This window comes from Martinezella dioscoreae (assembly GCF_009176305.1).
Classification (GTDB): Bacteria; Pseudomonadota; Alphaproteobacteria; order Rhizobiales; family Rhizobiaceae; genus Rhizobium; species Rhizobium dioscoreae.
Window position 1 is genome coordinate 198,094 of the sequence record NZ_BLAJ01000006.1, and the last position, 23,482, is coordinate 221,575.

A 23,482-nucleotide genomic window follows, 5' to 3' on the forward strand; every position below is an offset into this window, starting at 1 on the left:
TCGTCTTCGTGTAGACAATCAAACCTGCGAGACCTGCATGAAGACCATATTGATTACCGGCTGCTCTTCCGGCTTCGGACTTGAGACCGTCAGATATTTCGTCGACCGCGACTGGACGGTCATCGCGACAATGCGCACGCCGCGCGAGGATGTGCTGCCCTCTTCAAAGAATGTGCGCGTGCTCGCGCTCGATGTGACCGATCCGGACAGCATCCATCAGGCCATCGAGGCTGCCGGGCCAATCGACGCCCTGGTCAACAATGCAGGCGTGGGCGCCGCGGCGCCGTTCGAGGTCATGCCCATGTCGACGATCCACGACGTCTTCGAGACGAACCTCTACGGTACGATGGCCGTCACGCAGGCGGTGCTGCCGCAGCTCAGGGAACGTAGGGGAGGGGTCGTCGTGAACGTTACGTCGTCCGTGACGCTGCGGGCGCTCCCGCTAGTCGCAGCCTACACGGCGAGCAAGGCGGCGGTGAACGCCTTTACCGAGTCCATGGCGCTGGAAGTCGCACAGTTCGGCATACGCGCGCACATCGTGCTACCCGGGCGCGCGCCCGAGACCCGCTTCGCCGAGAATGGCAGCTCCCGAATGCGGGGTCTCGACCACGAGGCCTATGCCGATCTCGTCAAAGGCTTCATGGCCCGCTTCAGCCTGCCGGGCCCGGTCACCCATTCGCGGGATGTCGCCGAAGCCGTGAGGCGCGCGGTGAACGATCCCTCGAGCCCCGTGCGGATCCCCGCAGGCGCCGACGCGGTGGCCTGGGCCGAGGCGAGCTGACGTGAAGGTCGCCACGCGATCACGCCCAATGGCAATGTCCTGCCCTTGGCACGGATTGATGTTCCTGCTTCCTGTTATTGATCGGTGACTCGCGTATGCTCGTCATATCGCATTGGGTGCGGAGGCCGGATGGGAGGAAGAGGCGCGTCGCGCCCACTCCCTCTCCGGAGCGGTTTGGCTGTCGGGCCTCAGGCCGCGGTAGCGATCTCACTGGCAAAGGCCCGGTAGGAATGCAGAGGGCGACCCAGGATCGTGATCAGCCGCTCCACGTCGCCGAGCTCGGGGATCATGCCATCGGTGACGTAGCGTTCGGCCATCAGACGCATCTCATAGGCCGTCCACTTCGGCATGAAGCTTGCCATGTTCTGCTCGAATCCGCTGGGATCGTCGCCGCCGTAGACAACCGGGCGGTCGAGCAGGTCCGACCAGATCTTGGCCACATCCGGGCCGGTCAGCGTGTCGGGGCCGACAAGGTTGATCGTCTCGATAGGTAGCTTGCGGGCAGCCTGGTCGCGGCGGATCAGTTCGATGGCGGCGACCTCGGCGATATCGCGGGCGTCGACCATGGCGACACCCTTATCGCCGATCGGCATCGGGTAGACGCCGTGATTGAGGATTACGTCCTTGATCATCAGCTCATTGTCGATGAAGTATGTCGGGCGCAGGATGGTGGCGCTGAAGCCCATCTGGACGAGCATGCGCTCAGCACCGAACTTGACGGCGAAATGCGGCACATTCACTGCACGATCGGCATCGAACACGGAAAGATAGACGACCCGTTCGACGCCCGCCTCGCGGGCGATGTTGAGCGTGATGATCGCCTGGGTGAATTCATCGCCGGTAACGGCATTCAACAAAAAGAGCGTGCTTACGCCGTGGAAGGCGTTGCGCAGCGCATCGATGTCGAGCAGGTCGCCTTGAGTAACTTCGACGCCGGCCGAGACATTGGCCCTTGAGGGATCGCGGGTCAGCACGCGAACCTTCGCGCCACGCTTGATGAGTTGATCCACGACGTGGTGGCCGACACGACCGGTGGCGCCTGTAACGAGAATGGTCATTGGGATTGCTCCGTTGAGGTGTTCAGTTGACAGTTATCAATTTAATGATCCAAATTGCGCCCGATAGACGTCATATTTGGACAGACTGTCTCGTTGGTGAAACACATGGATCTGCTCGCTCTCGCCGATTTCAATCTGGTCGCTCGCCACGGCGGGTTCGGCAGGGCTGCTCGCGCCACTGGCCGACCGAAGGCAACCTTGTCGCGGCGTGTGGCCGACCTTGAGGCGAGTCTCGACCTGCGTCTGTTCGAGCGCGGTGCACGGACGCTAAAGCTCACGGAGGAAGGGCGCGCACTCTTCGAGCGAACAGGCGCACTCCTGACCGAGCTTGACGAAACGGCGAAGGCTATCGCGTCGGGCGGACATAGCCCCCGAGGGCGGTTGCGGATCAGCGCACCCTTGCTGTTCTCCCAGACGGCAATGGGGAAGCTTGCGGCGGGATTCGTCCTGAAACACGCCGAAGTTCAGCTCGAGATCACGACGGAAGACCGGGCAGTCGATATGATCGAGGAGGCTTATGATCTGGTCATTCGCGTCAATCCGGAGCCGGACGAAAGCCTCGTTGGTCGCGTGTTCCTGCATGATCGGCTGGTGGTCGTGGCAAGCCCCGATCTACCGCGCCCGATGGGCCGCGACCCCGTTGCCGCCGTCACTCGTGGATCGATGGCCCAAGCTGAATTGTGGGAGGTCATGACCTCAGCGGGAAAATTGAGCATCGCGGCAAGGCCAGTTCTGAGCGTCTCCTCGTTCATTATGGTTCGTGATGCCGTTCGAGCGGGGGCGGGAGCGGCGCGTCTACCCCTATCGCTCGCCATTCCGGATTTGGCTACCGGCAGGCTGGTGAGCTGGGGTGAGCTAGAGGGGCTTCAAACCGCTCTTTGGGCACTATATCCAACGCGTCGGCTCCTCAGCGCGCGTGTTTCGGCATTCCTAGATTATCTGAAGGAGGCCTTTCCTCAAGGGACGCCCGACGAGCTTGCCGCCTTCGTTGAAGGATGAATGCAATCGCAATGGTTTATCGCGTAGAGATGGACCGAACGCGGCCGCACTCCATGATTGGGGATTAGTTTCGCCCATTCGATGTCTTCGCCAGCATCTCACTCAGCGTTGCCGCCGAGAGCATGGCTTCGGCTAAAAGTTTCTTGAGCTTCTGGTTTTCTTCCATCAGTGCTCTCATTCTTTTGGAATCGAGACCGGCATTTCCGAAATGAAGGGATTGCCACCGATAGAAGGTCGGCTCGCTGATACCGTGCTTGTGGCAAACATCAGCAACCGTCACCCCAGCCTGGTGCTCTTTCAGTATGCCGGTAATCTGATCGTCGTCGAATTTTCTCTTGCCCATCACCGCTTCAGTCCTCACGAAATGCTCTGTGGAAACTGTCGATAAGTGGTCTGATGGCATAGAATGCCACGCTGCTTTTGCCCGTTTCGATCAGTGTCTGCACAGGCATGCCTGCGACCAATTCGACATCGTTCATTTTCGCCAACCGCTCGTCCGTCACTCGGATCGTCGCGGCAAAGTATGGCTGGCCGCTCTGCGCATCGGTGAGGCGGTCCGCCGATACATACTCGACCCGGCCTTTCAGCAACGGAACGCGCCGCTGATTGTATGGAAGGAGGTGAACCTGCGCCTCAAGCCCCGCACGGACGAGATTGATGTCTTCCGGTCTGACGTGGGCGGACACGATGAGGCGATCGCTGCGCGGCACAAGATCGACGAGCGGCTCGCCCGCGCCGACCACTCCGCCGGCGGTGTGGATGCGCAGGTTCATGATTGTTCCGTCTTCGGGCGCCCGGATATCGGTCCTTGAAAGCTGATCGTCGATCGCCCACAAGCGCTCGCGCAACTGCATGATCTGACTTTCCGTGTCGCGCATACCCTGCGCGACTTCGCTCAGCCGGTCGCTCTCGAGCTTTGCGAGATCGGCCTGTGCCTCGCTGATCACCTGGTAGGCGCGCGAAATCTGGGCCTCCACCTGACCCCGCTGGCCGGCGAGGTCCGCTTTTTCCCGCTGGAGGTTGAGGACAGTATTTTTTCGTTCCAATCCCTTGGCGTTGAGGGCCGTAACCTGATCCAGTTCCTGCTGCGAGATTGCCGCCCTGTCGGTCAGTGCTGTCTTCTGCGCGCCAAGCCCTACGATTTCCTGCCGCACCTGTGCGATCTTCTCGCTGGTTATGCCAACTTCCGCCTGCATGACCTGACGACGCGCTTCGAAGATTTTCCGCTGTCCAGTCAGAATCGCGCCGACTGAGAGATCTCTGTCCATTGCCGACCTGAGGTCCTGCGGAAAAGCGATATGATCGGCGCCCGTCTGCTCGGCAAGCAGGCGGGCGCGGCTTGCTTCGGCGTCCCAAAGTTGCCCTTGAATATTGTCGCGCTCCGAGCGGGACTTGGTGTCGTCGAGTTCTATCACGACTTGCCCTGCCGTCACGGCATCGCCGTTCTTGACGAGTATCCGTCGCACGATACCGCCTTCCAGGTGCTGAATGGTCTTGCGGCTGGACTCCGGCTCGATGACGCCGGATGCAACTGCGGCGCTTTTCAGCGGCGCCAGCACCGACCAGATTCCCAATCCGACTATAAAGACTCCGATCAACAGGTTCCCCGTCCATATAACGCCCCTGAGCCGCGGCATGGGCGAAGGGGGAGCGGGTCCGCGCTGTTTCGTGCCGAGCACCGGCGCGTAAGCTGTCTGTTGCTTGTCTGTCGCCGTCGATCGTTCGGCAAAGCGCTGGCTCACTTTTGACGAACTTGAAAATCTCGCCAGCGTTGCATCCAGTTGCACAAGGGTCATGTCCCAGTCCCCTCTATGTTCCCGTTCGCGACGGCGGTTGAAGATAGGTTTCATAAATCTGCTCGCTGTCGCCGAAGGCAGCCACCGTCCCGTTGCGCATAATGGCGATCTTGTTGGTAACTGGTAGGATACCCATGCGGTGAGTTATGATAACAACGGTCATGCCCCTGGATTTCATGCGTTCAATTGCCTTGTGCAGCATGCGCTCGCCATCATAGTCCAGGCTAGAGTTCGGATCATCGAGAACGATGAGGGATGGATTTCCATAGGCGGCCCGTGCCAGCCCCAGCTGTTGGCGCTGAGCGCGAAGGAGCAGGCTACCACCTTCTCCAATATCGGTCTCGTACCCCTTTGGCAGCCGCATGATCGCCTCGTGCAATCCAACCAGCTTGGCTGCATCGATTACCCTGGCGGGATCTCCTCCATCCAGCCGGCCGATCACATCCTTGATTGCCCCGCCGAAAAGCTCGATGTCCTGCGGCAGATATCCGACGTGGTAGGCGCCTCCGCAAAGACGCAGAGCCGAAACATCTACCCCACCAAGAAGGGCGCACCCGCTTGTTGCTTGCACGACGCCCGCAATAACACGACCTAACGTCGATTTTCCCGATCCGGAAGGGCCGATGAGGGCAACGCAATCGCCAGGCGCCATGCGCAACGTGATTCCGGTTAGTATCTGCCTGTTGGCGAATGGTTGAATATAGCCGACGTCTTCGAGAACCAGGCCATTGGGTTCCGGCTGAAGCACCGTTCGGGCATCGCGTTCCGACGCAACGGCGATCAGCATGCGGTTGAGGCGATTGAAGGCGTTGCGAGCAAACATTAGGGAGCGCCATGCGCCTATCGCGCCCTCGATCGGCGCAAGTCCGCGCCCGAGCAGCAGGCTGGCGACGAAGATGATACCGGGACTGCTGTTGCTCGAGAGCACCAGCCAGGTCGCGGATCCCATCAACAGGATCTGCGCCAGTGTTCGGATCGATTTGGAAAAACCAAGAATGATCTCCGTCCGATGCATCGCGATGTCTTGTGCTCGTCTTGCCATTTCCGCATCGCGATAGACCACTAGCGCGGCACCATATTCCATGCCCATCGCCCGGATCACCTCGATGTTTTTTAGGGCGTTCGCGAACCGCAGATAGCTTCTGGAGAGGGCAAGATTGGCGCTGGCAAGCGGTTCTTGCGTCGCTAGCTCCGTGAGGCAGGCAAACAGCAGAAGCGCTAATGCGCTCAGAAGACCGAGCGCCCCAAGCAGCGGATGAACAAGAAAGAGCAGGAGCAGGAAGATCGGTGCCCATGGGAGGTCAAAAAACAGGGAACTTGCCGGGGAATCGAGGAATTGGCGTAAGGTGGTCAGATCCCTGAAGCACTCCGTGGCGGCTCCTGCATCGGCGCGTGCGGCATATTCGAATGATGCGGTAAGCACCATGGGCCGTAGCCTGTGATCCAGCCAGCTGCCGATGCGCGAGAGGGCTGCCCGGCGCACAATGTCCAGCGTTGCGCCAACCACCACGGCGACGGCGATGACTATTGTCAACATCAGAAGCGTGTCGGCGCTGCGGCTCGACAGAACTCTGTCATAGATCTGCAGGAGATAAACGGAAGGCGCCAGAAGGAAGAGATTGTAGCCACAGCTATAGAGGAAAACCAGCCCAAGTGCTCCGGCGCAAGCCCGGAGCGCGATGACGAGCTGTGTCTGTTGGCGCGATGGCGTTACAGAAAGCGTTGCCATTATCCGATCTCGCTCCGCGTGAGACTGACAAGACGAGGCTGCCGATGGGTTCCGCAACCTATGAGGGTCGCCGAGTGAAGCCGGCGACCCTCTGGGTTTGGGGTTCATGAGCCAAGATGGCTGAGATCGATATGGCCGAAGTCGTTCGAGAAATGATCGAGAGCATTGTTCACTGTCGTCGTTGAGGGGTCCGTGTGAACGAGCGCTGCCGAGATGTCGCCGCCGCGAGCCAAGTTGCCGTTGCCGCCGTTGCCGCCGACGCCAGCAAGAATGGTGGCATGCTGATCTGCAAGAAGCTGAGTATATTGTGTCGCCGTGGTATCCGCGCTGACCGCCGCCGTGTCGCCGCCGCTCACGCTTCCCTGGCTGCCGTTGGAGTGAGAATCTCCTCCGGCGCCTCCCGCGCCGCTATTCGTGACCGCCGCTAGGAAGCCATTCTGGGCTTGCGCAAAGCCGCCAGGTCCGCCGCTGCCGGCGGTCCAATCTGCCATCTGCCCCACGTGATCGCCGTTGTGCAGATCGATGGATGCCCCGTCGACCGTTTGCGTATTGGCGACATACGCAACCGGATTGTAGTCAATATTGCCATGGCTGTTGCCATCGCCGCCGTTGCCGGCGCTCGCGTCGCCGGCAACCGGGTCACTGAAATGGATCGTGTCAGATATTTGTGGGATAGGCATTGATGTTCCTCCTTCGATTTCGTTTCGTCCGTGTGGTTCTACGGCATGGGTCTCCAGCGTCTCACCGCCCGCAATACAACCGCGGGTGAATATTACCCGCGGTCAAATCTGGGAGCTATCTAGATATTCGGTGACGCTCCTTCAGGCGTATGCTTGGAGATGAGCGCAATTTGACCTCGGCGCGTCGTGGTCGGCACCAGATGAGATGGTCATGATCGGGCCTGCGGCCCGATCGACACGCCTGATCTTTCGAAGCAAAGGAGGTTCAAGCAAACAGGCGGCATTCGGGTCTCTGCTGCAAGGCCGGTTTGGCGCCCTCGAATTCTCATCGCGGGGCGCTCGATCCATGATAGCCAAATGGCTAGGACGCTAGCCGGCAGGATGTAGACGAATTACAGGCTCTGCTTTTCTCACGTTCAGGTGCACAATGTCCGAAAAATCCTGTCTGCATAAGTTGCTCGCCTTGTGGGATGTTCGGTTGATTTGCAATGGAGATGGTTATGACGGACACCCGTCCCTTATTGGAAGACTTACCCAAAACAGGCACCGATCAAAACCTCACCTCCAATTCGGCAGCGGGGCACCTGGCTCTGGTGCCAACCTGGCTTCCACTGGATGTCGCGTCGGGTCCGAACTACAACTCAGCTGGTAGCGGCGGCGACGGGATAAGCGAAGGCGTGATCGACAGCAACGCGCTGGCCGTCTTCGTGCCTTCCAATGCTGCCATTGCGGGACCTCATTCGAGCGCGGACGCCTTCCAGGGTAACGATGCGCTGGTCAACCAGCATCCCACCGAAATGGCTGGGATCGGCGGGAATGGCGGAAGTGGCAATATTGCGATTGGCGGCGGCGACGTCAGTCATGCCGGCACCGGTGGCAACGGCCTCTTTTTTGGCGGTCTCGTGAGCACTGATGTTGCGGTGTTTGCTCCCGTGAACACGGCTGTGGCGGTTGGCCATGGCGCTGAGGCTCACGCCGATCAATCGAACAACGCTTTGTTCCTGCAGGGGGCAACCCAGATGGGCGGCATCGGTGGCTCCGGCGGCGATCATAATGTCGCGATCCACGACTCGACGATGAACCCGGGAACCGCGGTTACGTTTACCGGTGACAATTATGCGGGGCATGGCGGCAACGGAGTTTTCGTCGGCAGCATGGTCGATGTGAACGTGGCCATTTTCTCCCCGATCAACATCGCGGTAGGCGCCGCAGGCGGTTCGGCCGAAGCCCATCAGACAAACAATGCGGTTTTTGATCAGGGCACGATGCAGATTGCCGGCATCGGCGGCAACGGTGGTGGCTTCAACATGTCATCGGGGACGATTTTTACCGGCAGCCATGAAGCTGGCGGTGGTGGCGTTGGATCATCGACCGGCAGCATGGTCGACATTAATCTCGCCTATTTCCATCCCATCAATATCGCAGTTCCTGCCGGTGGGACGGCGGACGCCCAGCAGATCGACCATGTTCTCTACGATCAGCATGCACTTCAATTGGCCGGCGTCGGCGGCCACGGTGGCGGCGGCAATCTTACGGACGCCCATTCGGCTCTCGTAGACGACATTCTGGGCTTCGTACATACCTGACAGATAGTCTCCTTGCGGGCATTGTGAAGGCTCAACTTCATGAAGCCATTCTCCGCGCCTTTAAGAACCATATGCTGGATTGCTTCATCCGTTTGGCCTTGCCTCTCGGAGAGGCATGGCGCGGAATACCCGGTCACCGAGACGCCGAGTATTCCCCTCGTAACCCAATTTATGTTGTTATAAATCTCGATCGTTCTAGGCTGTTGTGTCTGATCGGAACCTATAGGTGCCAATACAGTATTGAGGCTGCTTTAAGTTGAAGGACGTGCTTGAACTGAATCTCATTGACAGATAATGATATTCTGTCTGTTTTTCCTGTGATGTATTTCTCGAATATCATATGTATTTTTAATGTCACCGATAGCTTTGTTGACACGCTTTCTGCATATGAATTCAACGAAGTGAATCGATGCAACATATATTAGTGAATAATGATTTCAGTGCGATATACATGCAAAGGTTGACTGTCCTTGAGCCATTGCACTCTATAACAACTCTCGTGATAGATAAGACTATTGATATCGATAGTACCTCTTTTTCATGTCATGACATGAAACGAGAGCGGAAATAATCTGGGTTGCGGTTGGGCTGCAGATATTCCGGGGAGCGGTCAAGTGTCCAACAGTGCCAAATCCAAGCGTCATATGGGGCGCAATATACCAACTATTGTCGTTATTCAGCATTCCACATTGGCGCGTACGACTGTGGTGAAGCTTCTTGAGCGTGAATTCGCCGGCTGGAATTTTGTCGACATGATCTCGACGGAAAGTCTCGATAGAGCCCTTGGTGCCGAGGTACGTTTGATTGCGCTGGATCTGGCCGGCAGAGGTGTCGAGAGTGCAAGCCTGCGTAATGATCTCGCCGCGATTGCCGCGCGCTTTCCCCAGGCTCCCATCACCCTGCTCTTAGGTACGGATGATGTCGACATAGTCCGTCAGGCGCTCAAAATGGGCATCCGCGGTTTCTTTTCGACTTCACTTCCCATTGATATCGCCCTTGCCGGCCTTCGTCTCGTTCTGGCGGGAGGAACATTCTGCCCGCAGCTGTTAGGCGTTGTTGCAGATGAATCAAGCGAGCATGTTCCGGCCAGAAACGAGGTGGAGAAAAACCTGGATGAAAGGACGCAATATTGGACGATCGCCGATTTCACTCCCAGGGAGGCGGAGGTCCTCGCGGAGTTGCAATGTGGCTGCTCGAACAAGGTTATTGCAGGAAAACTCAATTTGTCGGGGCATACGGTGAAGATGCATCTGCAACACATAATGCGTAAGTTGCAGGCGCAGAACCGGACTGAGGTGGTCGCTCGCCTGGTTCGACGAGCCGAGAGCGGGCATGACGCCTCCGCGAATTAGGGTGGTATCGCACGTGCCAAGATGGTCGATGCGGGGCTGCGCGACAGACCATTCCTTATCCTTGACCTTTCCTATGGACGTCCATTGCGGAACATGAGTGCCGGCAAAGAACATCCACAGCTTGTCTTCGCTGCATGCGAATCAGGCAGTTGGGAGTTGCCGCCTCCCCGCCCGCTTTGCGAATCCGGCTCGGCGAAGCTGGTGACCGCCCTTAAGAAAGGCGCCCCACGATAAACGCTCTTTCACGATGACCAGACACCCCTCCAAGCGGCTCCTTCAAAGCCTCGATCTCCTGGCGCCAAGCCAATACCAATCTAGCCGGCTTGCGACCGACATGCAAAGCCATCCGGCTGGATGCGGAGAGTGACGCATGTTTTCATTTGAAACCTAATTCCAGTACTAAGGCGGAAGACCGGCTTACGGATCTGATCATCCTTTTGGAGTAGCGCCGTCAGCAGAAGGTGGAAATCTGGGGGGAATCCGCGCCGACGCTGCGTTTCATCTACTTCTTTATGATGAGTTTCGAAGCTGTAGATCATACGATGGTGGTATTTAGCAAGATAATTAATCGTATAAGTTGCGAATGGTCGGTTTCGCCAAGCTCCCAGGAGCCAAGGATGCACAAATAATGCCACGTGTTTCACTTGCGCGCGCTGGACTTCGCTTCTCACCGTAGCGGATATAACGGCTGCTATTGTAGCGGGATGGACTGAAAGGCTGATCCCAATTCGTAAGATGGCCCCTTCAGATTGCTGGTCAAATATTGGGCATCTGCGGACCATGCCGTTAGCACAATCTTAACGATATTGCGGCGCACAAAAAACCGTGCAACGATCGCTGCATTCTTTCGGGAGGAATAATATAGCGCATTCATCAAAGGATCTATGGCTATGTTTTTCTTTAGAAAAAGCAAAGATGGCAGAAATAATGATGCATCGGTGAGATTGGCATCTTACGCTGTACTTGGTGTAATGGGTACAGTATTTGCCTCATCCGCATTCCCTCCATTCTTCACATCGACTTCTACTCGCGCTGTGATCAACGCACCGCTCGTGCCGCTGACAACGCCGATCAGCGGCAAGGTGACGTCGCTCGGCGCAGCGGGCGAAATAACGGTCGAGAACGATCGCGTCGACAATTCGACCTTGATCGGCTTGAAGGTTCAGCTTGCCGCGCTGCGCAACGAGATGGAACAGAAGAATTCGATCGTCGGCGACTACGCCCAGCGTATCGGCGACCTTGAAAACGATCTTTCCGGCCAGCAGGCGGCACTCCTCGTCAGGATCACCGCGGATCTCAAGGCCGCCGAGGCGGCTCTGGAGATGGTGACCTACTCGTCCCGCATCGCGAAAGCCGAGGCGGCGCGCAAACTCAGGCTCATGGCTCGGGGTATCGCCGCCGGCAGCGAAGGCGAGGTCGCCGATACGGTTCGTCTGGAGGACACCAAGCTTGAAGCCGCCAAGCTCGCCGTGGCCAAGCTCGCCTCGGAACTCGATTTTGCCCGACAGGGTGTTTATGTTGGCGCCGACCTGCAGTCGCTGCAAAATCTCCAGCAGGAAATCCGCACGCGCAAGGCCGACCTCCTGCAGATCAAGTTGCAGATCGCGACGATGCGCACGAAAGAGACCGAGCTCGGCTCGCTCGTGATGACGGAGGCATCGCGGGTCGACAGGCTGGCGCGGGCCGATTTGCACGTTCCCTCGACGAGCCAGCTTTACAAGCCGGTGGCTGCATCCGGACGCGAGGTCACGGCTGGCGACACGCTCGCTGAAACGCTCGACTGCCGCGACGCCTTTGTCGTCGCAATCTTTTCCGAGCGGCAGGCGCAAGCCCTCGTCGTGGGGTCGAAGGTTGATGTCAATGCCGAAGGTTGGCCTCAAGCGGCAAGCGGCGTCGTCGAGCGTCTGGTTCCGCGTACGACCGACAGGGTGGATCTCGATTACGCCGTTCCTTTCCCGCCGACGGAGCGTCGCGAGCTCTATGCGTACATCCGCCTGACCGAGCCTGGCACGGCAGACTTGCGAGGCAGTCCGTTCTGCTCTGTCGGCACGTGGGTCGACGTGACGATGCCCCAGGAATGGCTTCAGAAAACGCAGCATTATATACGCGAGGCATCGACATCGCTCATTGGCGTAGCCCAGGCATCCGCCGCGCAATGGCCCGCGGCTGAGACAAAACTGACCGGTCTCGTCCGGCGGTCGGCCGAACAGTTCGGCGTGCTCAATTTGGAGGAGCGCCTTGCAAAGGGCCCTCGGGACATCCGCGCCAGCTGGAGGATCCTCTATCCCCAGCCTCGGCGTGCCGAGGCGCATGCCGTCGAGCTCCTTAACGAGCGAATGAGAGCTGCGCCGGTGAAAAGCTGACGCAAGTCGCTGCGGCACCCGGCGGCCCGTGACCGATCGCATCCAGGCTGAAGTCAGGGAGAAACAGACCGTGTTCTTTAGTTCCGACGACGACTTATTCAGTGTTCTGACCTTCGATCTTGTCATCGCCGCTTGCGCGATGTTGTTCGCGATGCTCGCAAACCCAAAGAAACCGTTCGAGCGGGCGGCATTCAGTCTGCTCATGCTCTTGTCGCTCGGGCTCTATCTTTCGTGGCGCGCCCTCGACACGCTTCCGCCCTTCGAGTTTTCCGCCGAAGTGCTCTGGAATTATGTTTACTTCCTCTTCGAGGCGGTGTCGGTGCTTTACGCCATCGGTTCGATCCTGATCCTTCTGAGAACGACTGACTGGAAGAGGGAGGCCGATCTCGGTGAAAAGGAACTGGCGGCCAAGGCCGACATTCCTTTCGTCGACGTTGTCATCTGCACCTATAACGAGCCACTGAATGTCCTGGAAAAATCGGTCATATCCGCCCAGGCGATGAACTATCGCAGGCTTCGTGTTTTCGTCTGCGACGACACTCGTCGCCAGGAAGTGCGCGACTATTGCGCACGCGTCGGTGTGAACTACCTGACGCGTCCGGATAACAAGCATGCCAAGGCCGGCAATTTGAACAATGCCTTGAATCATACGAACGCGCTCGCCGAGACTTCCGATTTCATCATGGTTCTCGATGCGGATTTCGCCCCTCAAGCAAATTTCCTGAACCGAGTTATCGGTCTCTTCAAGGACGGGAAGGTCGCCGTCGTGCAGACGCCGCAATTTTATTTCAACAGCGATCCGATCCAGCACAATCTCGGCATCCGACGCTCCTTCGTCGATGACCAGCGTGTCTTCTTCGACACGTTCCAGCCCGCCAAGGATGCCGTCGGATGCGCGTTCTGCGTGGGCACCAGCTTCGTTGTGCGTCGCGCCGCCGTCAACGAGATCGGCGGCTTTCCGCATGATGCGCTGTCCGAGGACATGCTGCTTACCTACCGCCTGATGGAGCGGGGCTATGTGACCCGGTGGCTGAACGAGAAGTTGAGCGTCGGCCTGTCGGCCGAAGGCATTCCCGAATACATCACCCAAAGGACCCGCTGGTGCCTCGGCACGATCCAGATCGGCCTGCTGCGCAACGGTCCGCTCTGGCGCGGCAACTTCACCCTCATCCAGCGTCTGCATTATCTGCACGGGCTATTCTGTTGGCTGTCGAAGCCTTTCATCCTCTGCCTTTTGCTGGCGCCGTCCGTCTATTGGCTGACCGGAGTTTCGGCGCTGCAGGCTGACGAACTGCTTTTCATGAAATACGGCCTCAGCTCGCTCTTCCTGTTCTGGACCTATTCGACATGGATATCCGAAAGGCGCACGCTGCCGCTCTTCACCGAGGTTACACATGCGCTGACCGCTGTGCCGATCACCATCACTCTCTTCCAGGCGATCCGTAAGCCGTTTGGCCGCCCTTTCAAGGTGACGGAGAAGGGAGGGGACAGGTCCGCGATCCGCGTTCACCGCCCGACCGCGCTGTTTTTCGGCTTCGTAGCGGCCATGTCGGGGCTGTCCGTCGTCCGGGTCGTCTATGGTTGGGATGCACCCGTCGAATTTTCCGCACGCGAGTGCCTTAATCTCGTCTGGTCGTCAGTGGCGATGATCATTGCGTTCACGAGCCTGCTTTGTTGCATCGAGCTGCCGCGTTTCGGCCAGGAGGAACCGATCGAAGTCCGGCTTCGCGGACGGCACCGGGCCAATGGGCACATCGCCGACGTGACGATAACGGCCGTGTCCACCGAAGGCGTGACGCTGGCGGAACACGGCCCGACCGGTGCGGAGGACGAGGCGGTGTTCATCCCGGAAATCGGCTGGATTTCCTCCTCGGTCAGAGCGGCGCCATCGTCGACGGCTTTCTGCCTTATGCCGACGCCGGAGCAGCACAATGCCATCCTGCGGCTGCTTTTCAGGAGCGCGCCCGACAACGTCGCGGAACGGGGAGACTTGCGCAAATCGATGCAGATGCTCTTGTGGCGCGCCTTTTCCTGATCGGCGGGCAGGACCATTCGACAGACCCAGGGTGATATATGCGAAGCTTTTTCAGGGCCTTTCTGGCTGGCGCCGTCGTCGCATGTTGGGTAAATGGGGCATGGGCAGGCGAGGAACGGCATGTTCAACTCGCCGCAAGGCTTTGCGCCGGCCTCGTTACTCATATGAGCGGCGAGCCGGCGCAGCCTTTCGTCTTTCGCAGCTACGAGCCTCTGGCCGATGCTTCCCCGCTCCATCCCGCGCTCGAGAATGCGGGCTTCACCTATGACAACGCACTGGCGGTCATGGCGCTATATGCCTGTGGCCGAAAATCGGAAGCGAGCCGGGTCGCCGATGCATTGGTGCTCGCGTTGAAGACGGATCGATTTTATCACGATGGGCGGCTGCGAAACGCCTATCGCGCCGGCCCGGTTGAGGATAACGGCAGCATGCTGCTTCCGGGCTATTGGAGCCCCGTTAGCAAGTCTTGGATTGAAGACGACTATCAGGTCGGCAGCGCGACGGGCAGCACGGCCTGGGGGGCGCTGGCACTGCTGACCGCCTACGAACAGACCGGCCGAAGGCCCTATCTGGATGCCGCTCGGACAATCATGGACTGGATCCATCGCAGCACCGCAGATCCGCAAAATCCCGGTTATTTCGGAGGCTTTTTTGGTCAGGAGCCCTCACCGGAACGCATAGGCTGGAAATCCACGGAACATAACCTCGATGTCTATGCGGCGGATCGCTGGCTTGCCGAGCTCGATCCCATGGGCGACTGGATGCATCACGCCGAGAAAGCGCGCGCGTTTCTGGAGGCCATGTGGGATTTCGAGGACGGTCGTTTCTTTGTCGGCAGCCTGCCCGACAGCGCCGCACCGAATACGAGGATGTCGGGTCTCGACGCCGAATTGTGGCCGCTCATCGCCGTGCCGGCCTACGCGTTCAGGCGCGCGCGCGTCCTGGAATGGACGAAACGCAATCATGGCGTTGATGGTGGTTTCGACTTCAACAACGACCGCGACGGCATCTGGCTTGAGGGCACTGCCCAGGCCGCCCTCGTGTTTCGTCTGAGCGGCAGCGCGAAAGAGGCCGAACCTTTGTTCGAAACGATTTCCAGGCAAGTTGCCCCCGACGGGCTGCTCTATGCCACGGTCAACGCTGAGCTATCGACCGGCCTGAAGGTTGGGCCCGACTCCGCCTCCGTTGACTTCAAGTACTTCCGCCTTCCCCATATAGGAGCGACGGCATGGGCCGTGCTTGCCGCGCTGAAGCGCAATCCTTTCATAGGCACGGCCGGTCAGTCGGCGAACCGTTAGAGTTCCCGGAAAAGTACGAAGCGGTGTTCGTCCGGAATTGCGAAAAAAAACAAAGGGCGATTTCCTGATTGGATGAAGCGCCGAACCGCCCTGGAATAGACCACGCCACCGGGCGGCGATTGGGAAAGGTTTCAGTGGTCTAAGATGAATTGCCGTGCCCGGTGGGCCCAGGCAGGGCGGCTGCGTAGCACTATCGCGCATGTCGGCTGTGAACTTGAGTTCAGTAACTTGCACGATTCAATCTGTCATTGTGCTGCGGTTTTGTGAATGCCGCCAGGCGTATCCGAAGACGGGCACGCGGAATCACAACTGGGTCTTTCGCGCCAACTAATCGCAGACGGTTTCGCGCACCACCACCCGATGATGATGGCGGTAGCTGTAGCGTCTCTCGGTCCAGCACCGGCGATGATATCTGTAGCGTGGGCCGTCATAGTACCCATCATCCGCGTAGGCCGGCGGAGCACGATAATAACGCGGCGGCGGCGCATCATAGTCGTAGCGAGGCCCAACTCCGTATTCAAAGTAGACCTGAGAGAATGCCGGGGACGCGGCCAAGGTCGTGGCGAGCGCCAACGCTGCGATTACGATTCTTTTCATGTCTTTCCATTCCGATTCATGTACAGCTGCGGCGCGCTAACCCGCGCCCTAAATGTAGTATGCCATGAGCACTGCTCGTGAATACGGACGAAAGTCCCGATCAAGTAGGGACTTAGGCCTAAGAGCTCCCGAATGCTTTGTTCGCTAGCGTTCATAGAAGTTGGTGGACTCGTCTTTCTCGAAGCGTAAGATGAAGTATCGGCACCAACCGAATACGTAGGCGGTGGCGACGGAGGGCTTAGACGTGCTCCCGCCTGCAAGACCGAGGGAGCGGTATTATGCCCTTTCGGAAATACGCATCTATTCCAGATGATCCCAATTTTCGCGAAGCGTTAATGGTTTGGGCTCGCAAGTTTACCAGATCCGAGGCGGTCGCGAGACGTGTCACTCGACGGACGATTGATGTGTTGTGCGACAATCCAAGCCTCCTCGACGGACGCGACATAAACGAAGCGATTTTCATGCTGTTGCGGCGGCACGCGTTCGATGAAATCGAGTGGTCGTCCGAGCAAGGCCATCAAGGTGATGGGGCCATGTCCGAGAAGCAGCCGATGTGGTGATAGAGCGCTGCATCGTAAAGCCGCATCTTCCCGAAACGGAAAAGCCGCGGGATCACTCGGTAGTCCGCCCGATCAGCAGGTCGGAACCTGCATTTCATTGCATATACTCTGATTCTCCCATGGAAGCCCGCCAGCGAATAGTGTCGTGATCCACTGTATAAACGCTTCAGTTCGTGCCGGCGTGAATTTCGCGGACGGACGGACAAGATGGATCCCCCCATCGATCTCGAACTGCCACTCAGGTAGGAGCCGGACGAGCGTCCCGGCAGCGAAGTCACGGACCATGGACCACTCGCCGAAGCCGACGATGCCGATTCCCTGCCGTGCCGCTTCGAGCAGCGTGTCGATGTCGTTCGATCGATAGCTTCCGGAAGGCAGGATCGTCTCGCGCAGCGGGCCCTTCCGCATGCGCCACTCCGGCACCAGCACTGGCCCGGTATATCGAAGGAGGTTGTGATCCACGAGCGCGCGCGGAGAGGCGGGAATCCCGTGGCGATCGAGATAATCCGGTGATGCGCCGAGAACGATCCGGTGGTCGCCCAGCTTGCGTGAAACAAGACGGCTGTCACCGAGCGTTCCAAGGCGTACTGCTGCGTCAAATCCTTCGCCGATGAGATCGACATGCCGCTCGGCGTAGTCGACCTCGATGTCAAGGCCTGGATATCGGCGAGCAAAAGCTGGCATCGCAGGCGCCAGCCATTGCCGGCCCATCGCCGCCGGGAAGGCCAGGCGCAGCCGACCTTTGAGCTCGATACCGCCGGCGGCCGCCTCCTGCTCGGCCTCTAAAATGGCGTTGGTTGCACTTAGAATGCGTTCCGCGAGCTGGGCACCGGCTTCCGTTAGTCGAACCCGCCGTGTCGTTCTTTCGAGCAGACGCACGCCGAGGCGTCGTTCCAGCGCGGCGATACGTTTGGACACAATGGTCGGGTGTCGGCGGAGCATGGCGGCTGCCGCGACGAATGAGCCTTCCCTGGCAACAGCCACGAGTGCTGCAAGTTCGTCGGTCCGCGCTTGTTCGAGATACATGATTATCGGATCGCCTCCAAATCGCTTTCAGAGAAGCAGGATTGCTGCACATATTGCAGCATTATAATGCGACGAACCCTAATTTTCCTAGCTCCACAGTGAGGCTACCTCTGTTTCGACACGGCAGCGATGCGATTGCCGTCCGGATACGAGACGAAAAGGAAAACCACGATGACGACTGTGAATGAACGTCTGGAATGGCGCTATGCGACCAAGAAATACGACCCGAGCAGGAGCGTCGCCCCCGACACGCTCTCGCGCATTGTCGAGGCGGTGCGCCTAGCACCCACGTCGAGCGGGCTTCAGCCCTTCGAGCTGATTGTCGTAAGCAACCCGGACGTCCGCACGAGAATTCGAGCCGCGGCCTGGGATCAGGCGCAAATCACCGACTGCTCGCACCTGCTGGTTTTTGCGGCCTGGGACGACATCACTGCTGCTCGCGTCAACATGATGTTCGACCTCACCAATGAGGTTGTCTAATCGCATTCCATCCGTCAAGCTGGTTTTGGCATTGAACGACCTTGCCGGCTTGCGGGACAGGCAACGCGGCCGAACCGATTGAGTGGATCTGCCCTCTCCGGCCATGTCGTACTGAGCTATCCAGTGCTGGGCGCAGGGTTGTCTCCGCGGTCGGCAAATGCCGCCGCACAATGGTCTTCGCAGGTGGGATCTTCCTATGTTCGAGACGCAGTCTCAACGAGCTGCAGCCACTAGAAGCGGAATGATCCTGCCCACGTCCGCAGCAGGGACGCTCAGCGCCCAGAGTTAGATGGCGCGCTGAGGGACGACGACTGGGCGTCTCCTATACGGTGGCGCCAGCCGATGCGTTGAACACTTCTGCCGTCTTGAGCATGCTGTGCATGATGACCGCGAGTTTCCGGGCCACGGCCACAGCGGCCCGCTTGAAGCCGAGTCGCTCGCGCAGCTTAAGTCCCCAACTCTTGAGACTGCTCTCGGTCCTGGCACTGGTTCTCGTCAGCAGCGTTGTCGCCGCTTCGTAAAGCAACCCACGTAAGCGATTGTCACCCCTGCGCGAGATATGGCCGTCATAATCGACCTCGCCTGATTGGTAGCGCCGGGTTGTCAACCCGAGCCAGGCGCCCACCGAGCGCGACGTTCGAAAGTTTCCTGGATCTTCAATTGCCGTAACGTAGGATACCGCCGTGACAACCCCGATGCCTGGGATTGTCATCAGTAGCTTCGTAGCTTGGCTCTCACGCGCCACCACCAGCAACTGGCGACTGAGATCAGCTGCGCGCTTTCGGAGATCGTGCCACGCCTCCAAAAGAGGCAAGATAACTTTTGCAAGCTCGTTGTTCCCATCCAAAAGCTTCCGCACATCGCCATCAAATACTCGACCCTTCGCTTTCGGGATGATCAGGCCGAAGGTCTTCATCAGGCCGCGGATTTGATTGCCGAGTTGTGTTGAGATGTTCAAAAGCTGTGCGCGGGCAGCCACCAACGTGCGGGCCATCATGGCGTCAAACGACTTGACGCGAACCGCTTTGTAAAAACCCGCTTCAGCGAGTTGCGCCAAGCCGTCCGCATCATTGGTATCGGTCTTGTTGAGCGTCTCGTTCAATACCTTTTGTGCGTGCCGCGCTTCAATGCAGATCGCAGGAACCCCCTCGGTCGTCAACGCGTGATAGAACCACGTCGACAGCGGTCCCGTTTCGAATACGACGCGCCGAGCGCGGGGAGCATGCCTGCGGATCATCTCTGCCAGAAGTTTTGGATCCGAAGGGCACTTCCCCCGCCAGATCCGCTTGCCGTTCTCCCGGATCGATATCGCGGTATCTTTCAATGAAACATCAAGCCCAATATACTGGTTCATGGTTGCCTCCATCCGATGTTTGGGCCCGGTTCCAATCGAGAGCCCTTTTTCCATCTTATCGGGGGCAACCACCCCCGCTAGCACAAAAAGCCAGGGCGAGATCGCGCCGCGATTACTCCATGTTCGAGGCTTTAGAAACGAGGGCTGGGAAAATTATCGCAAGAAACTGTTGGGTATAGTTGCCGCGCAGGGAACAGAGGCCAATTATCAAGCCGCCGCCCGGCAGGCCTATATCGGCTTGGGCGTCGCCGTCATCGCGGCAGCCTTCGAACAGGTGGACTCGACACCTATGGAAGGCTTCGACCCGGCCGCGGTCGACGAGATATTGGACCTGCGATCGAAAGGGCTGCGCAGCGTCGTCATGCTGCCGATTGGATACCGAGCCCCAGAGGGCGATTGGCTCGTGCATCTGAAGAAGGTCCGTCGAAGCCGCCATGAGTTTGTCACCGATATCGTGTGATCCAGGCATCCGCAATTGTCGTGGTGGTCTATGCTTCGGGGTGCGGCTCGATCTCGCCGCTCCTCTCATTCCCCCCGCGCAAATACCAGGTGATCAGTGCTTGCGGACATTGATAACAGAATTGTGCATCCTGCCGCTCGAGAGGTGAGGCCGCGGGCTCCAGCCGGCATACTCCGTATGAAGCGGAGCGAGGCGCCCATGGCATCCTGATGCCGTCCCGCAAGGAGCCTGGAGCCGGTGATTGAGCATGCATAGGTAAGCTGGACGAATGCCGGCGGCGCGTTGAATTGAACGCTAATGAGGCAACCGAGCGCGGATTACGTCTATGCCGGCAGGAGCCCCGTGGCTCGGTAGCTTTCGATTAAGGCGTCGAACAATGATATGTCGCAGCGGCTTCTCGCCATCAGCTGAGCTCCGGCGACCGCCGCAAAGATCGCACGTGCCCGCGCCTCGCTGTCTTCTGGGCGCGTCACGCCGGCGGCGGCGAGCGCCTTTCTGATCCAGGCCACATTGACGTCGGAGAAGGTCTGAACCTCCGCCGTCACCTCATCTGGAAGGTCATCATATTCCGCCGACATGAAGCTGCAGAGGCAAAGTCGGTTGTCGCTCTCCAGCGACCTTCGAAAGATTTTCGGATATTCCCGTAGCGCGCTGATTGGATCGGCCGCGTTTATAAGGAGGGTATCGAGCTCCCGTTCGGTATCCTCCCAGTAGCGCCGAGCAACCGCCGCACCGAGCCCCGCCTTGCTTGGGAAGTGATGATAGATGCTCGCTGCCTTGATCCCGACCTGGGCCGCGAGATCGCGGAAGTTCAGCCCGCTGTAGCCATGTGATTGAGCGATCTGCCTGGCAGCGGCCAGGATCGCTTCCTTTGAATTCGTCATCGTCATCTCAGCGGCGAGGATTGAATGGTTATTGCCCTACCAAATGTTAGATAGGGGTTGACGCACAAAAAGGAAAGGGTTTATCTCCCCCTAACGAACGTTAGGTTGGCTACGTCCGGAGCGGACGTAGCCGGAAGAGAGAGAAAGCCATGAGTGAGAACATCATCTATTCAGACGCGACCAAGCTCGCTGAGATGATCCGCAGCCGCGAGGTTTCAGCGGTCGAGGTCGTCAAGGCCCATCTGGATCGCATCCAGGCGGTTGACCCGAAGATCAATGCGATCGTCACACTCGCCGAAGACGCCCTGGAAAAGGCCGAGGCGGCGGACGCCGCGGTCCGCGCGGGTGATGAGCTCGGTGCCCTTCATGGCGTCCCCTTCACGGTCAAGGACTCGATCGATACCGCCGGCGTGGCGACGCAGCGCGGCTCGCCGATCTTCAAGGGACGCATGCCCGATGCCGACGCCACCAGCGTCGCACGCATGAAGAGGGCTGGCGGTATCCTGCTCGCCAAGACCAATCTTCCCGAATTCTCCTACTGGATCGAAAGCGACAATCTGCTTACCGGCCGCACCAACAATCCCTGGGATCTCTCGCGGACGCCGGGCGGTTCGAGCGGTGGCGAGTCGGCCGCGATTGCGGCGGGCATGTCGCCGATCGGCCTCGGCACCGATCTCGCCATCTCGGTGCGTGGACCGGCCGCCCAGACCGGTATCTCGTCCATCAAGGCAACGCACGGCCGTGTGCCGATGACCGGCATTTATCCGCGCGCGCCGCGCCGCTTCTGGCACGTAGGTCCAATGGCCCGCAGCATCCGCGACCTGGCGCTCGCCTTCTCGCAGCTTGCCGGTCCTGACGGCCATGACGCTTTCGCGACGAGCACTGTTCAATTCGACGCCGGTATCGGCCGTCAGCCCTATCGGCAGCTCCGGGTGGGTTGGCTGGTCGAACCGGGCTTCGGGCCGATCGACCCTGAAGTAGCCAAGGTGGTCGAGGCGGCCGCCGAGGCGCTCAAAGGTCTCGGGCTACATGTCGAGCCGGTGCGCATTCCCGCGCTCGAAAGGGATTTTGCGCTCGATGTCTTCAATCGTATCCACGTGATGGAGATGAAGCAGGCCTTCGCGGAGGCGACCGCCGGGCACGAAGACCAGATGTACAAGATGTCCAAGACGATGCTGTCGCTACCGGACACCTCCATGGCAGATTTCATCGAGGCCGAGCAGGCGGCCGAGCGTCTGCGCGATGGCTTCGCCGAGTATTTCCAGAAGTTCGATGCGCTGATCACGCCGGTGCTGCCCTTGCCGGCCCACAAGCACGGCCAGGAGGAGTTCGTCATCAATGGCCGGGCGGTCGACGCCACATATCTGCAGGGTGCGACCGTGCCGCTCAACGTCACCGGCTTGCCGGGAATTTCAATGCGGTTCGGCACGAGCAGGGAAGGTCTTCCGATCAACGTCCAGATCGTCGGCAGCTGGCTGGCGGAGTCGACGATCCTGGCGGTCGCGTCCCAGCTCGAGAGCGTGAGCACCGTCAGGGATCTGCATCCAGATCTTTGATGGGTGGCGCCGGGAGCGATCAAGTTCGTGCGGCAGCGCATGTGTCGCGATATTATTTTGTCGAGGGGACGCTGCCCGCAGTCATGCCGGTGGTAAGCACCTCTGGCAACTAACCTCCGCCAGTGCCTCGAATACGGCCGGCGTGCGTTCCAGGCGTGCGATCGTTCGCGCGCCTTCGAGCGCGGCTACCAAAGCGGCCGCGGTGGAGGATGCGCGCGCGGGAGCGAAGCCACACCGCCTGAAATGCTCTGCAATAATCTCGGTCGAATCGACAAATCCGCGCGCGACCCTTTTGGTCAGCTCAGCGTCGAGCGCGGGCAGTTCATTCGCCAGATTTTGCATCAGACAGCCATATTGAAAGTCGGAGGCGACCATTTCGGCGGCGAATGTTCCGAAAATCTGGCGAACGAAATTTTCCGCATCGCCGGCCGTGTTCGCGGAGATATTTCGCAAAACCGCAATTCGGCTCGCGACGTATTGATCGATTGCTTCTTCTGCGAGCTGTGCCTTGCCGCGTGGAAAGTGAAAGTAGAACGATCCTTTAGGGGCACCGCTTTCTTCAATGATCTGGGTCAATCCAGTCGCGGTATAGCCTTGGATGCGAAACAGTCTTTGGGCGGTTGCAATCGCGTTGGCGCGGGCGTCAGTCTTGCGTGGCATGCAACAAACATAACACGGTTCGCTTGACGCCGCTATGGCGATCGCCATACTATGGTGATCGCCATAGAAAGAGGCCCGCGGATGAATCATCCCGTTCATTTCAAACCATCGATGTCCCGACGAGCCGTTTTGGCGATGGGCGCGGCCAGTCTGGTTGCCGCGTCCCTTCGATCGGCTCGCTCAAACCCCATGGGAGGAAGTGCTTTGACTACACCACCTTACGGCGGG

General features: G+C 59.0%; 19 protein-coding genes and 2 pseudogenes. 11 read left to right on the plus strand and 10 right to left on the minus strand.

Annotated elements, in window-relative coordinates; translation table 11 throughout:
- The first annotated feature begins 37 nt into the window (after window positions 1-37).
- Complete coding sequence (locus GDN47_RS23820) at window positions 38-781, plus strand: SDR family oxidoreductase (RefSeq protein WP_152094394.1); 744 nt, start codon at window positions 38-40, stop codon at window positions 779-781.
- Window positions 782-969: 188 nt separating this feature from the next.
- Here the strand turns inward: GDN47_RS23820 and GDN47_RS23825 are convergent, their stop codons facing one another.
- Window positions 970-1,839: an SDR family oxidoreductase gene (locus GDN47_RS23825; RefSeq protein WP_145636693.1), complete on the minus strand. Its 870-nt coding sequence runs from the start codon at window positions 1,837-1,839 to the stop codon at window positions 970-972.
- Between the two features lie 105 nt (window positions 1,840-1,944).
- Here GDN47_RS23825 and GDN47_RS23830 point away from each other — a divergent pair, with 105 nt between their 5' ends.
- A complete protein-coding gene (locus tag GDN47_RS23830; protein ID WP_145636696.1) occupies window positions 1,945-2,838 on the plus strand; it encodes a LysR family transcriptional regulator in 894 nt (297 codons plus the stop codon).
- Between the two features lie 64 nt (window positions 2,839-2,902).
- Here the strand turns inward: GDN47_RS23830 and GDN47_RS23835 are convergent, their stop codons facing one another.
- The 4 genes from GDN47_RS23835 to GDN47_RS23850 all read right to left on the minus strand — a co-directional run bounded on the left by GDN47_RS23835 (window position 2,903) and on the right by GDN47_RS23850 (window position 7,043).
- Window positions 2,903-3,181, minus strand: coding sequence for a transposase (locus tag GDN47_RS23835; protein WP_069614130.1), 279 nt, complete (start codon window positions 3,179-3,181; stop codon window positions 2,903-2,905).
- A 7-nt stretch (window positions 3,182-3,188) separates the two neighbouring features.
- Window positions 3,189-4,634 (minus strand): HlyD family type I secretion periplasmic adaptor subunit, encoded by a 1,446-nt coding sequence (locus GDN47_RS23840; protein ID WP_145636699.1) that lies wholly within the window; start codon window positions 4,632-4,634, stop codon window positions 3,189-3,191.
- A 13-nt stretch (window positions 4,635-4,647) separates the two neighbouring features.
- A complete protein-coding gene (locus GDN47_RS23845; RefSeq protein ID WP_152094395.1) occupies window positions 4,648-6,363 on the minus strand; it encodes a type I secretion system permease/ATPase in 1,716 nt (571 codons plus the stop codon).
- A 104-nt stretch (window positions 6,364-6,467) separates the two neighbouring features.
- A complete protein-coding gene (locus tag GDN47_RS23850; RefSeq protein WP_113331788.1) occupies window positions 6,468-7,043 on the minus strand; it encodes a PE-PGRS family protein in 576 nt (191 codons plus the stop codon).
- A 500-nt stretch (window positions 7,044-7,543) separates the two neighbouring features.
- Here GDN47_RS23850 and GDN47_RS23855 point away from each other — a divergent pair, with 500 nt between their 5' ends.
- The 5 genes from GDN47_RS23855 (at window position 7,544) to GDN47_RS23875 (ending at window position 15,677) form a co-directional block, all read left to right on the plus strand.
- A complete protein-coding gene (locus tag GDN47_RS23855; RefSeq protein WP_113352110.1) occupies window positions 7,544-8,629 on the plus strand; it encodes a hypothetical protein in 1,086 nt (361 codons plus the stop codon).
- 644 nt (window positions 8,630-9,273) lie between these two features.
- Window positions 9,274-9,981: a response regulator transcription factor gene (locus GDN47_RS23860; protein WP_113352109.1), complete on the plus strand. Its 708-nt coding sequence runs from the start codon at window positions 9,274-9,276 to the stop codon at window positions 9,979-9,981.
- Window positions 9,982-11,015: 1,034 nt separating this feature from the next.
- Window positions 11,016-12,344 carry an HlyD family secretion protein gene (locus GDN47_RS23865; RefSeq protein WP_113391154.1) on the plus strand — a complete coding sequence of 443 codons (1,329 nt, stop codon included), beginning with the start codon at window positions 11,016-11,018 and terminating at the stop codon, window positions 12,342-12,344.
- Between the two features lie 70 nt (window positions 12,345-12,414).
- On the plus strand, window positions 12,415-14,379 hold the full coding sequence (locus GDN47_RS23870) for a glycosyltransferase family 2 protein (protein ID WP_152094396.1): 1,965 nt from the start codon (window positions 12,415-12,417) through the stop codon (window positions 14,377-14,379).
- A gap of 38 nt (window positions 14,380-14,417) precedes the next feature.
- Complete coding sequence (locus GDN47_RS23875; protein ID WP_152094397.1) at window positions 14,418-15,677, plus strand: hypothetical protein; 1,260 nt, start codon at window positions 14,418-14,420, stop codon at window positions 15,675-15,677.
- Between the two features lie 327 nt (window positions 15,678-16,004).
- On the opposite strand, the gene GDN47_RS23880 is transcribed toward GDN47_RS23875, so the two are convergent.
- Window positions 16,005-16,274, minus strand: coding sequence for a hypothetical protein (locus GDN47_RS23880; RefSeq protein ID WP_113391152.1), 270 nt, complete (start codon window positions 16,272-16,274; stop codon window positions 16,005-16,007).
- 278 nt (window positions 16,275-16,552) lie between these two features.
- Between GDN47_RS23880 and GDN47_RS23885 the strand changes: the two genes are divergently transcribed.
- Window positions 16,553-16,834: a hypothetical protein gene (locus GDN47_RS23885; RefSeq protein WP_145636709.1), complete on the plus strand. Its 282-nt coding sequence runs from the start codon at window positions 16,553-16,555 to the stop codon at window positions 16,832-16,834.
- Between the two features lie 72 nt (window positions 16,835-16,906).
- On the opposite strand, the gene GDN47_RS23890 is transcribed toward GDN47_RS23885, so the two are convergent.
- Window positions 16,907-17,860 carry a LysR family transcriptional regulator gene (locus GDN47_RS23890; RefSeq protein ID WP_113391150.1) on the minus strand — a complete coding sequence of 318 codons (954 nt, stop codon included), beginning with the start codon at window positions 17,858-17,860 and terminating at the stop codon, window positions 16,907-16,909.
- Between the two features lie 171 nt (window positions 17,861-18,031).
- On the opposite strand from GDN47_RS23890, the pseudogene GDN47_RS23895 reads away from it, so the two are divergent.
- Window positions 18,032-18,331 (plus strand): annotated as a pseudogene (locus GDN47_RS23895) (nitroreductase family protein); the annotation flags it as partial.
- Between the two features lie 331 nt (window positions 18,332-18,662).
- On the opposite strand, the gene GDN47_RS23900 reads toward GDN47_RS23895, so the two are convergent.
- Complete coding sequence (locus tag GDN47_RS23900; RefSeq protein ID WP_113353887.1) at window positions 18,663-19,694, minus strand: IS110 family RNA-guided transposase; 1,032 nt, start codon at window positions 19,692-19,694, stop codon at window positions 18,663-18,665.
- Between the two features lie 124 nt (window positions 19,695-19,818).
- Between GDN47_RS23900 and GDN47_RS23905 the strand changes: the two are divergent.
- Window positions 19,819-20,154 (plus strand): annotated as a pseudogene (locus GDN47_RS23905) (nitroreductase family protein); the annotation flags it as partial.
- 323 nt (window positions 20,155-20,477) lie between these two features.
- On the opposite strand, the gene GDN47_RS23910 reads toward GDN47_RS23905, so the two are convergent.
- Entirely contained in the window at window positions 20,478-21,038 is a 561-nt protein-coding gene (locus GDN47_RS23910) for a TetR/AcrR family transcriptional regulator (protein WP_162749484.1), read from the minus strand.
- Between the two features lie 149 nt (window positions 21,039-21,187).
- Here GDN47_RS23910 and GDN47_RS23915 point away from each other — a divergent pair, with 149 nt between their 5' ends.
- Window positions 21,188-22,594, plus strand: coding sequence for an amidase (locus GDN47_RS23915; protein WP_113391147.1), 1,407 nt, complete (start codon window positions 21,188-21,190; stop codon window positions 22,592-22,594).
- Between the two features lie 81 nt (window positions 22,595-22,675).
- Here GDN47_RS23915 and GDN47_RS23920 read toward each other — a convergent pair whose 3' ends face one another.
- Window positions 22,676-23,254 (minus strand): TetR/AcrR family transcriptional regulator, encoded by a 579-nt coding sequence (locus GDN47_RS23920; RefSeq protein ID WP_197044223.1) that lies wholly within the window; start codon window positions 23,252-23,254, stop codon window positions 22,676-22,678.
- Window positions 23,255-23,482: the final 228 nt, after the last annotated feature.

Coding starts and splice junctions, on each gene's coding strand:
- GDN47_RS23820 (WP_152094394.1), top strand. CDS start 38: ATGAAGACCATATTGATTACCGGCTGCTCTTCCGGCTTCGGACTTGAG.
- GDN47_RS23825 (WP_145636693.1), bottom strand. CDS start 1,839: ATGACCATTCTCGTTACAGGCGCCACCGGTCGTGTCGGCCACCACGTC.
- GDN47_RS23830 (WP_145636696.1), top strand. CDS start 1,945: ATGGATCTGCTCGCTCTCGCCGATTTCAATCTGGTCGCTCGCCACGGC.
- GDN47_RS23835 (WP_069614130.1), bottom strand. CDS start 3,181: ATGGGCAAGAGAAAATTCGACGACGATCAGATTACCGGCATACTGAAA.
- GDN47_RS23840 (WP_145636699.1), bottom strand. CDS start 4,634: ATGACCCTTGTGCAACTGGATGCAACGCTGGCGAGATTTTCAAGTTCG.
- GDN47_RS23845 (WP_152094395.1), bottom strand. CDS start 6,363: ATGGCAACGCTTTCTGTAACGCCATCGCGCCAACAGACACAGCTCGTC.
- GDN47_RS23850 (WP_113331788.1), bottom strand. CDS start 7,043: ATGCCTATCCCACAAATATCTGACACGATCCATTTCAGTGACCCGGTT.
- GDN47_RS23855 (WP_113352110.1), top strand. CDS start 7,544: ATGACGGACACCCGTCCCTTATTGGAAGACTTACCCAAAACAGGCACC.
- GDN47_RS23860 (WP_113352109.1), top strand. CDS start 9,274: ATGGGGCGCAATATACCAACTATTGTCGTTATTCAGCATTCCACATTG.
- GDN47_RS23875 (WP_152094397.1), top strand. CDS start 14,418: ATGCGAAGCTTTTTCAGGGCCTTTCTGGCTGGCGCCGTCGTCGCATGT.
- GDN47_RS23880 (WP_113391152.1), bottom strand. CDS start 16,274: ATGAAAAGAATCGTAATCGCAGCGTTGGCGCTCGCCACGACCTTGGCC.
- GDN47_RS23885 (WP_145636709.1), top strand. CDS start 16,553: ATGCCCTTTCGGAAATACGCATCTATTCCAGATGATCCCAATTTTCGC.
- GDN47_RS23890 (WP_113391150.1), bottom strand. CDS start 17,860: ATGTATCTCGAACAAGCGCGGACCGACGAACTTGCAGCACTCGTGGCT.
- GDN47_RS23900 (WP_113353887.1), bottom strand. CDS start 19,694: ATGAACCAGTATATTGGGCTTGATGTTTCATTGAAAGATACCGCGATA.
- GDN47_RS23910 (WP_162749484.1), bottom strand. CDS start 21,038: ATGACGAATTCAAAGGAAGCGATCCTGGCCGCTGCCAGGCAGATCGCT.
- GDN47_RS23915 (WP_113391147.1), top strand. CDS start 21,188: ATGAGTGAGAACATCATCTATTCAGACGCGACCAAGCTCGCTGAGATG.
- GDN47_RS23920 (WP_197044223.1), bottom strand. CDS start 23,254: ATGCCACGCAAGACTGACGCCCGCGCCAACGCGATTGCAACCGCCCAA.